This window comes from Wolbachia endosymbiont of Drosophila bicornuta, assembly GCF_028982105.1.
Taxonomy (GTDB): domain Bacteria; phylum Pseudomonadota; class Alphaproteobacteria; order Rickettsiales; family Anaplasmataceae; genus Wolbachia; species Wolbachia pipientis.
On record NZ_JAPQLF010000086.1, the window covers coordinates 1 to 9,910 of the forward strand.

The 9,910-nt window shown below is 35.8% G+C and carries 9 protein-coding genes; 5 read left to right on the forward strand and 4 right to left on the reverse strand.

Going from position 1 to position 9,910, the window contains the following annotated elements:
- The first annotated feature begins 291 nt into the window (after positions 1–291).
- Entirely contained in the window at positions 292–1,635 is a 1,344-nt protein-coding gene (radA, locus tag OZD68_RS02360; RefSeq protein WP_182309609.1) for a DNA repair protein RadA, read from the forward strand.
- On the opposite strand, the gene ftsY is transcribed toward radA, so the two are convergent.
- Complete coding sequence (gene ftsY / locus OZD68_RS02365; protein ID WP_182309605.1) at positions 1,622–2,533, reverse strand: signal recognition particle-docking protein FtsY; 912 nt, start codon at positions 2,531–2,533, stop codon at positions 1,622–1,624. The genes radA and ftsY overlap by 14 nt on opposite strands.
- A gap of 204 nt (positions 2,534–2,737) precedes the next feature.
- On the opposite strand from ftsY, the gene iscU reads away from it, so the two are divergent.
- The 4 genes from iscU to hscA are packed head-to-tail and all read left to right on the forward strand — an operon-like array spanning position 2,738 to position 5,717.
- The gene (iscU, locus tag OZD68_RS02370; RefSeq protein WP_182309604.1) at positions 2,738–3,121 is read left to right on the forward strand and encodes a Fe-S cluster assembly scaffold IscU; all 384 of its coding nucleotides are present in this window, start codon (positions 2,738–2,740) and stop codon (positions 3,119–3,121) included.
- Between the two features lie 5 nt (positions 3,122–3,126).
- Positions 3,127–3,540, forward strand: coding sequence for a HesB/IscA family protein (locus tag OZD68_RS02375; protein WP_182309603.1), 414 nt, complete (start codon positions 3,127–3,129; stop codon positions 3,538–3,540).
- The gene (locus OZD68_RS02380; RefSeq protein ID WP_182309602.1) at positions 3,533–3,991 is read left to right on the forward strand and encodes an iron-sulfur cluster co-chaperone HscB C-terminal domain-containing protein; all 459 of its coding nucleotides are present in this window, start codon (positions 3,533–3,535) and stop codon (positions 3,989–3,991) included. The genes OZD68_RS02375 and OZD68_RS02380 overlap by 8 nt, the downstream gene beginning before the upstream one ends.
- Complete coding sequence (hscA, locus tag OZD68_RS02385) at positions 3,969–5,717, forward strand: Fe-S protein assembly chaperone HscA (RefSeq protein ID WP_182309601.1); 1,749 nt, start codon at positions 3,969–3,971, stop codon at positions 5,715–5,717. The genes OZD68_RS02380 and hscA overlap by 23 nt, the downstream gene beginning before the upstream one ends.
- Before the next feature lie 7 nt (positions 5,718–5,724).
- Here hscA and lepB read toward each other — a convergent pair whose 3' ends face one another.
- The 3 genes from lepB to OZD68_RS02400 all read right to left on the reverse strand — a co-directional run bounded on the left by lepB (position 5,725) and on the right by OZD68_RS02400 (position 9,528).
- A complete protein-coding gene (gene lepB / locus OZD68_RS02390) occupies positions 5,725–6,471 on the reverse strand; it encodes a signal peptidase I (protein WP_182309600.1) in 747 nt (248 codons plus the stop codon).
- Positions 6,472–7,411: 940 nt separating this feature from the next.
- Complete coding sequence (locus OZD68_RS02395) at positions 7,412–8,299, reverse strand: aspartate carbamoyltransferase catalytic subunit (protein ID WP_182309599.1); 888 nt, start codon at positions 8,297–8,299, stop codon at positions 7,412–7,414.
- 203 nt (positions 8,300–8,502) lie between these two features.
- Positions 8,503–9,528, reverse strand: coding sequence for a Fe(3+) ABC transporter substrate-binding protein (locus tag OZD68_RS02400; RefSeq protein WP_010082338.1), 1,026 nt, complete (start codon positions 9,526–9,528; stop codon positions 8,503–8,505).
- Between the last annotated feature and the right edge of the window lie 382 nt (positions 9,529–9,910).

Sequence of the window (9,910 nt, forward strand, 5' to 3'; positions counted from 1 at the left end):
CCCGCTACGTGTTAGCGGCTAAGAGATACCGCGGCGGTATGACGGTTTGCGGCGGCATGACCTCGTCATTCCCCTACGTGTTAGCGGGATCTAGAGATACCGTGACGGTATGACGGTTCGCGCGGTGGCATGACCTCGTCATCCCGCTACGTGTTAGCGGGATCTATGCTTTGAGATACCGCGGATGAATCGCGGTATGACATAGGGAACCCTTTCTTGGGTTAGCTATAGATTTACTTCGCATATTCAGCTAATTTTTATTACAATTACAACAAAATAATTTTGGCTTTGATGAAAACTGTATATGTATGTCAATTCTGTGGTCATAGCACTGGTAGGTGGGTAGGGAAGTGCATTGCATGTGACAATTGGGATACAATTGTTGAGGAAATAGCAGTAAAAACTGGCAAAAGAAGTATATCTGCGCCAATTTTAATAAAGACGTTATCGGGTAGCGAAATTATCACTCCAAGTCGTTTTCTAACAGGAATAGAAGAATTAGATAGAGCTTTTGGTGGGGGTATCGTTCAAGGTGCTAGCATTTTAATTGGAGGCGAACCTGGTATTGGAAAATCCACCCTTTTGCTTAGAATTGCAGCTAATGTTGTGCAACTTTCCTCTTTTGAATGTCTTTATGTATCTGGCGAGGAATCTTTAGAGCAAGTGAGTCTCAGAGCAAAGCGTCTTAAGATAAATGAACCTAAAATTAAGCTTTTGTCTACAGTGTCTTTAACTGATGTAGTAGCAACAATAAAGGAAAACAAAAGTATTAAATTCTTAGTAATTGACTCTATACAAACAATGTATGATAGCAGAATTACATCAGCACCAGGCACTGTAACTCAGGTCCGCACTTGCGCTCATGAATTAACCATTCTTGCAAAACAATATGGTGTTTCTCTTTTAATAGTTGGTCATATAACTAAGGATGGACAAATAGCTGGACCTAAAACTTTGGAGCATATGGTGGATACGGTATTATATTTTGAAGGTGAAAATAGCAATCAATACCGCATTTTACGCACTATTAAAAATAGATTTGGCCCTGCAAATGAAATTGGTGTTTTTGAGATGTCTGAAGCAGGACTTGTGCCTGTTGATAACCCATCATCATTGTTTCTGATGGCCCATGACAGAGAAGTAGTTGGCAGCGCCGTATTTGCAGGAATTGAAGGTTCAAGACCAATTTTAATGGAAGTTCAAGCGTTAATAGCAGGAACTAATATGGCAACCCCAAGAAGGGCAGTAGTTGGGTGGGATATTAATAGATTGGCTATGATCATCGCGGTGCTAAATGCTCGTTGCAAAATGTTTTTGCATGATAAAGAGGTATACCTAAACATTGCAGGGGGACTCAAAATACAGGAACCATCTGCTGATCTTGCTGTTGCTGCTTCCCTTATTTCAAGTGTAGTAAATTTACCGCTGCCAACTTCTTCAATAATCTGCGGTGAAGTTGCACTTTCAGGAGAAATTAGGAATGTCTCGCATGCTGATCTCAGACTAAAAGAAGCACAAAAGTTAGGATTCAAAAAAGCAATTATGCCTAAAAATGGTAATTACTCTTCTCACGATATTGAGATAATTAAGCTTGGTCACGTAAGGGAATTAATAGAAATTTTTAATTACAATTAAATAACGCTTCAGCAAATTCTTTGCTAGTAAACTCCCTTAAGTCCTCTATACTTTCGCCAATTCCTATAGCATGTAACTTTATCTTATAAGCTTCTGCAAGTCCAATTACCACTCCGCCCTTAGCAGTGCCATCTAACTTTGTTACGATTAGCCCGGTAACATTAACCATTTTGCTAAATGCTTCTAATTGGCTATAAGCATTTTGGCCGGTAGTTGCATCAAGAACTAAAATAACGTCATGAGGGGCAGTATCATCCAATTTCTTTATCGTTCTATATATTTTTGATAACTCCTCCATAAGGTTCACATTATTTTGCAGCCTTCCTGCTGTGTCAATTAGAACAACATCAATGTTATCTTTTATAGCTTGACTTACAGCTCTATATGCCACACTTGCAGAGTCGCTACCATACTCTCCAGTAACAATCAAGCAATCAGAACGTTCTGCCCAAATGTTTAATTGCTCACTAGCAGCAGCTCTAAATGTGTCGCATGCAACAAGCATAACGGATTTTCCCATTTCCTTATATTTATATGCAAGCTTACCTATAGTTGTGGTTTTACCGTTACCGTTTACTCCACATACCATTATTATATGTGGTTTTTTATCTAAAATTAACGGCCGTACAACTGGGCTCAATATAGCTTCTATTTCGTTCATTAACTGCTGTGTGATAATGTTATGTTCAACTTCCTTGTCAAATTTGATGCTTGTGAGCCTGTCAATAATTAATTTGGAAGTTTTATGACCAATGTCCATGCTAATTAGCAATTCTTCTAGCTCATCTAAAAGCGACTGATCTAATTTTTTTTTGTCAGAGAAAATACTTTTCACCCCGTCGCTAAAGCGAGAAGAAGTTTTTAACAGGCCTTTATAAAGATTACCAAATAAACTCAAGGGAATACTCCTTTTAAATTATAAACTTAACGACAACATAGAGACGCTGGTTGTAAAGAAATACACGTATTATGTGTATTTGTAAAGTTAAATAGTCGTTTTACGGGAATTTTGAAAGTAAAATTCCCGTGATACTAGTGTATTTTACTTTAGTTTTTAACCTAAATATGTTATAATGTAGAGTAGCGGTTTACAGGTAATTTTATGAGTTATAATGAGAAAATTTTAGATCATTACGAAAATCCAAGGAATGTTGGCTCTCTGGATAAAAATGATCCAAGTGTTGGCACTGGTTTAGTTGGTGCACCATCGTGCGGTGATGTAATGAAATTGCAGATAAAGGTCAATGACAAAGGTGTTATTGAAGATGCAAAATTTAAAACTTTTGGCTGCGGTTCTGCCATTGCTTCAAGTTCCTTGTTAACAGAGATGATAAAGGGAAGAACCATCAGTGACGTTACACAGATAAAGAATACTCAAATAGTGGAAGAATTGTCTTTACCTCCAGTGAAGATACACTGTTCGGTACTTGCTGAAGATTCTATAAAAGCCGCTATTCATGATTATCAAAGTAAGCAAAAGAATTAAGAAGCATGAGTGAATATCAAGAAGTAGGCGGAGGTGAAACTGTAAAAAAGAATAAAAAACTTATCACTATAACTGCGGAAGCAGTAGAAAGGATAAGGTATTTATTGGACCAAAAGAAGCATACTAACCTTGAGAAACCGGAAGAAGCAATAGGAATAAGAGTGCTAATTAAGCAAAAAGGATGTTCTGGTTTAAAATATGATATTGAATATGCATATGATACTCGTCCCTTAGAGTCGGTAATTGAAGAAAACTGTAGTGATGGCCAAAAAGTTAAAGTGTTGATCGACCCAAAATCCGTCATGTTTATTCTTGGCTCTGAAATGGATTATGTAGAAGAAAAATTTTCATCGGGTTTTGTTTTCAAAAATCCTAATGAGAAAGGAAAATGTGGTTGTGGAGAGAGTTTTCATGTCTAGCAACTATTTTGCATTGTTTGAAATTGAACCAGCTTTCAATATCAGCTTTGATGAGTTAGAGAAAAAATATATTGAGCTAAGCAGGACTGATATAAATGAAAGACAGTCCCAAAACATGGAAAATATTAACAGAGCTTATCAGATACTAAAGTCACCGCTAAAACGTGCTGAGCATTTGCTGGATTTTTTTAATGTGAAAAGCCAAAAGGACCACTTAAATTCTGAAATATTAAGTGAATCAATGGAAATAAGAGAGTACTTACTAGACTGCGACGATCTACAATTTGCAAGCAGGATGATTGATGAAAAAATAAAAGATTGCGTTAAAAACCTAATTAACACTTTTGCTGTAAAGAATTTTGATAGAGCTGCTACACAAGTCTTAAGATTGAAATATTTATATAAGTCATTTGAGGAGGTGAAGAAAAATGCAACCAATTCAAATTTCTGAACCAAATTCAAATGAAGTAGTTTTTGGTATAGACCTTGGCACCACCAATTCTTTGATTGCTATGGTGAATAAAGCTGGCAACGTGGAGATATTTAAAGATGAACAAGGAAGAGAACTGCTGCCTTCTGCTCTTTCATATGAAAATAATACATTGAAAAATGGCTACGATGTCGGTCAAAATGCAATCTACTCAATAAAGCGTTTAATGGGTAAAAGTGTTGAAGAATTAAATAAAGAAGGCGTCAATTTTGAAATAGATCATGAAAGCGAAAAAGTTATTAGAATAAAATGCGCAGAGGAAAAGTATCTGACTCCTGTTGAGATTTCTGCTGAGATATTAAAAGCTTTACGTGAGAGGGTAAAAAAGTCTAAGGGGCTGGAAGTAAAAAAAGCAGTGATTACTGTGCCAGCTTACTTTGACGATTCAGCACGTAACGCAACTAAATATGCGGCAAAATTAGCTGGCATAGAAGTTCTTCGCCTCGTTAACGAGCCAACCGCTGCAGCGCTTTCTTACTCCATTGAAAAGAACAATAGCAGTGGAATATATGCAGTGTATGACCTTGGTGGCGGAACGTTCGATATTTCGATATTGAAATTGCACCAAGGAGTGTTTCAAGTCCTTGCGGTTGGTGGTGACACCAACCTCGGCGGTGATGATTTTGATCATTTGCTGAGTTCAATTGTGATTGATAAGTATAGAGACAAGACGCCCAAGCAACTAAATTCCTTACTTATCGAATCACGCTCTTTGAAAGAGTACCTAAGCAATCACACTATAGGTATCTTCGAATTTAATGTTAACGGCAAGCCATTTGAGTGCGAAATTACCAGAGAAGAATTCGAGCAGGCAATCAGTTCTTTGGTCAATAAGACTATCAATATAGTCACTCGTACTATAAGTGATATAGATCTTAAAATTGATGATATAAAAGGAGTAATTTTAGTTGGTGGTGCAACTAGAACACCATTGGTTCAAAATTCACTAGTCAAACTCTTTGGAAATAAAGTACTAAATGACGTGGATCCAGATAAAGCAGTTGCCATTGGGGCAGCTCTGCAGGCTCATGATTTAACTTCGAGCTCAAAAGATGGGAATATTCTCCTGGATGTTTTACCTCTATCACTTGGCATAGAAACTATGGGAGGCATAGTTGAAAAAATCATACCAAGAAATACGCCACTGCCAGTTTCAGAAACAAAAGAGTTTACAACTTATATTGATGGGCAAACAGCAATGAAAATTCATGTTTGTCAGGGAGAACGTGAAATGATAGAGGATAACAAATCTCTAGCGCAGTTTGAACTAAAAGGTATACCGCCACTGCCTGCAGGTTCTGCAAGAGTTGAAATAGAATTTACAGTTAACGTTGAAGGAATCTTGACTGTTACTGCAAGAGAAAAAACTACTGGAATTGAGCAGACAGTTAAAGTAAATTCAAGTTTTGGCTTGAGTGAAGCTGATGTTCAAAATATGGTTAACCAGTCAATAAACAGTTTTGACGAAGATATGAAGGCTAGTTCCCTTGCAGGTGCTAAAATTAATGGAAATAAACTCATACACTTGGTTGAAAACAATAATAACCTTTCCACTGATCAAAAGTTGAAAAACCTATTACAAAATGCAAAAAACGCTTTACAAGGCAATGACTTGAATGAAATTAACAGCACTATCGCCGAGTTAGAAAATTCTTCTTTAGAGTTGTGTGAATTAACAAATAGGTAGAAAAAGCTTACACAACCTTGTGCAATACCCTATTTAATCTCAAAGCAACAGGTAACCTGAAATTAAATGGTAACCAATCGACCTTTCCTAATTTAAATGATAAACCAACTATGCTTACACGCCCAATGATATTTTCCATTGGCACAAAACCAACTTCAGGAAACCTACTATCTAAAGAATTATTTCTATTGTCTCCCATAACGAAAAATTGATCGTTAGGTACATAATAAACCGGAGTGTTATATGATAGCTTATTAGAAATGTCATCTACCAAAATCTCATGTTCCTTGCCACTTAAAAGCGTTTCTATATATCTTGGTATGTTACGATTTGACTCATAATCAAAAAAACTTTCAATTTGCCTTCGCTCTACTTTCTGATCATTTAGGTATAATTCTCCCTCTATCATTTGCACTTTGTCACCTGGTGTTCCTATTACTCGCTTAACAAACCTGATGCTGTCATTTCTTGTGGGTTTGAAAACTACTATGTCGCCACGCTTTGGAGGGGTATAAAAAATCCTGCCGCTAAAAATGTTTGGAGAAAATGGAAATGAGTGTTTACTGTAACCGTATGAATATTTACTAGTAAAAATGTAATCCCCTTCAAGTATGGTGCTTTTCATTGAACCAGAAGGTATATGAAATGGCTCGAATAAAAAACTACGTATTGACAGCGCAATCAACAGTAAAAAAAACAATGAAGATAAAAATCTTCCCGTTCTTATCACCCAGTTTTTGCTTAGTTCTTCCAACTTTGTTTTTCTTATAGATTAAGCTTATTATAATACATAAATTAAAAAATGGTAATATGAAATTTTACTTGTGAATGTTATTCCTCTATTCAAAACGATTTTGAAAAGGCGGTTCATTTCTTTCAACGGTGTCATCCAAGTAGCGTGACACATAACTGTACGAACATTGCAATTTGCAGGTGGCAGATGAAAGTAGCTGATGCACATCTGTACGAACATTTGCTTTTGTTAAGGTAATATGGTGTTATGAAAGTAGCTGACACTGGAATGGCTTTGTTGCATCGCTACTTATGAAAGGCTAACTATAGTTAGGATTATAAGCAACCTATTGAAAATCTTGTTTTTTTGCAATCAATCTGATCAAATTTAAGAATAGTAATTTGTTATTTATATTAATAAATTTAATTCTATTGAAAATAGCTAAAGCATTGAAATTCTTGAATTTTAGCCGGATTGGTAAATGGTAGTGAAATTTCTTTTACTCAAATTTAGGTATTCATTGACCGTTCTTGTTATAAATACCAGAATAATAAGCTACTGATATTCCCTATCTTTTTTATCTTTAATCCATCATAGCTAGCGATGCAACAAAGCCCACTGGAATCCAGGTTGTAACCGTTCACGGATTGTGAGAATGAATAAAGAACTAAGCAGTCGTAACTTTTGGAAGGGATTTTGGCCATTGAGACGTGATGTCAAAAATATCGACAACATTCTTTCCACAAATCTTTCTCCATGTTCCGACCAGGTGAAAAAGCTGTTTTTACGATAGCCGTCTAATTTGCCGTTCTGCAAGGTTGTTGATTGACTTCAGGCTTTCGTAAAAACTTCCACACCATATCCTCGGCCTTAACATCTTAATGGCCATTCTCAAACCATTTACAAGCCTTGTCATTTCATGCCCACCCTTTTTGCATTAGTTGTGTAGCATCTTTTAATATTAGCAAGGCCTATAATAGTGCAACACTGCCTTACGTATTGCCAATCCAAATTCTACTTGCTGTAAAATAACACAATCTGCTACATCGCTGCTAATCTCAATCCCTCTGTTTATTGGCCCTGGGTGCATAACAATCGCATCTGGTTTTGCGTATGATAGCTTTTGTGAATCAAGTCCATACAAATAAAAATATTCTTTCTCTGAAGAACTATTATTCATGCGCTCTTTCTGCAATCTCAAAAGCATAATTACGTCAGCATCCTTTATACCTTCAATTAATGAATAATGGACTGAATCTACTTCAGGAAAATGCTTACAAATCAAAGTTGGTGGTGCGACCAAGTTTATCTCTGCTCCAAACATTTTTAGCAATCTTATATTTGATCTTGCAACTCTACTGTGCAGAATATCTCCACATATCACAACTTTGAGGTCCTTTATTTGCTTTTTGTGATTGCTGATTACAAGATAGTCTGCAAGAGCTTGAGTTGGATGTTCACTACTTCCATCGCCTGCATTGATTAGCGAGCAGTTAACATACTTTGCCAGTGTATTAATGATACCACTACTTTTATGCCTGATTATTATGTAATCAGGATTCATTGCATTTAATGTTTTGATCATGTCTTTTAGATCTTCTCCCTTGTTAATAGAAGAAGATCTTATTGGCAAAGTTACAACATTTGCTCCAAGGCTTTTTGCTGCTATTTCAAAAGACGCAAGTGTACGCGTTGAATCTTCAAAGAATAAATTTATTACTGTCTTATTTTCCAAGATATGACTATTTGCAACTTCTTTTTTAAGGTACTGGTTGGCCAACTTAGTCATATTTTCTACATCATCGACTGTAAGGTCTGAGATGTTTAACAAATTCCTTCTCTTGTTCATAGTTTCCTTTTCAACTACTTGAACCTATTCTACTTTCTTACTACCTTTTTTCAATAGACTTCTTGTGCAGGAATTGTTTTGGTGAAAGAACGGAAAAAGATAGTAAAGTCAAAATTAAGTTAGAAGGAAGAAAAAGTTCAGCGAGTCAAGAGTAAGGTATATTAGCATAAATCTTTCATCCCAATGTTTAGTGGCGCTGTGGATTACTTCCACTTACACTCATCCGCTATCATAACAGCCTCAAAAAGATGCTTCTCAAGTTCACTTAGAGGCAAATCACTTTGTGAATAATTTCCCCAAGATTTTAGTATATCGGAAGTTTCAACGCCTTCAATAATAGGATATTCTTGGTTTTTTTTAGCGTATAACTCTTGAGCCTGCTTGCTTACTAAAAATTCCAATAAGACTATAGCATTTTCCCTGTTTTTTGCGTTTTTTGTTACTGCTGCACCACTGATGTTTACCATTACACCGTGATCGTTGCGATTAGGAAAAAAAGCCCCTAGCTTGTCTGCAACATTCTTTTTATTTTCTGATGAAAGAATTCTCGCAAAGTAGTAGCTGTTTACTATTGCAACATCTCCCTCACCCGCTGCTACGGCGTAAATTTGATCAGTATCACCACCACTTGGTTTTCTTGCCATATTGCTCACAATTCCGCTTACCCATTCTTTCGTCTTTTCAAAACCATTATTTGCAATCATAAAAGCAATTAACGATCTGTTATATGGACTTGTAGAAGAACGCACTAATATTTTTCCTTTCCATTTTTCATTTGCTAAATCTTCATAAGTACTTAAGTCCTTAGGGTCTACTGACTCTTTATTGTAAACCAATATCCTAGCTCTTTTTGTAAGACCAAACCAATAATCTTCACTGTCTCTAAATCTTGCAGGTATAACACTTTTTAAAACCTCTGAATCTACTTGAGATAAAAGTCCTCTTTTTTTTGCTAGAATTAAGTTGATTGCATCAGCAGTCAAAAATAAGTCAGCTTCACCACCGTTTTCCATTCGTGAAAGTAGCTGAGAATAATCATCAATGATGTAACGTACTTTAATACCTGTATTTTTCGTGAATTCATCAAACAAAGTACGTACTAATTCTTCTTTGCGGGATGAATAAACATTTACCACTTGTGAGTCATTAGTTCCGTCGTTTCTGTATAAATAAGTAATAACTATCAATATAATTGCTATTAAGGATGTGAATATAAAGGCTTTTTTCATATTGGATAAAAAATAACTTCTTTCAGTTAAAGTTACCAAGATGGTACAACTTTAGCAAGTGTAAAGTTCGTTAGATAAATCATAAAAACTTCCTTGAAAGGCTTCGCCAGCCCACTTATTATAACACTGAAGCTATTTATTTATCTTCGCAATCTCTGCGGTGGATTAATGACAAAAAACTTAATGTATTTGGCGTAAATCATGCTTAATTTTTTGCACTATGTGCACCTTATGTCTTTATAAAATTTCTAAGTTTTTACCTAATATAAGCTGAAATGCGCTATTTAAAACATTAAAAAACGCCGATTTAAAAAATGGATAGTGAATAACTAGCTACCCTAGGGTTTCTTTTGCCTTTTTTTCTGTTTAGTAAATTTCTTAA

Coding starts and splice junctions, on each gene's coding strand:
- radA (WP_182309609.1), top strand. CDS start 292: ATGAAAACTGTATATGTATGTCAATTCTGTGGTCATAGCACTGGTAGG.
- iscU (WP_182309604.1), top strand. CDS start 2,738: ATGAGTTATAATGAGAAAATTTTAGATCATTACGAAAATCCAAGGAAT.
- OZD68_RS02375 (WP_182309603.1), top strand. CDS start 3,127: ATGAGTGAATATCAAGAAGTAGGCGGAGGTGAAACTGTAAAAAAGAAT.
- OZD68_RS02380 (WP_182309602.1), top strand. CDS start 3,533: ATGTCTAGCAACTATTTTGCATTGTTTGAAATTGAACCAGCTTTCAAT.
- hscA (WP_182309601.1), top strand. CDS start 3,969: ATGCAACCAATTCAAATTTCTGAACCAAATTCAAATGAAGTAGTTTTT.
- OZD68_RS02395 (WP_182309599.1), bottom strand. CDS start 8,299: ATGAACAAGAGAAGGAATTTGTTAAACATCTCAGACCTTACAGTCGAT.
- OZD68_RS02400 (WP_010082338.1), bottom strand. CDS start 9,528: ATGAAAAAAGCCTTTATATTCACATCCTTAATAGCAATTATATTGATA.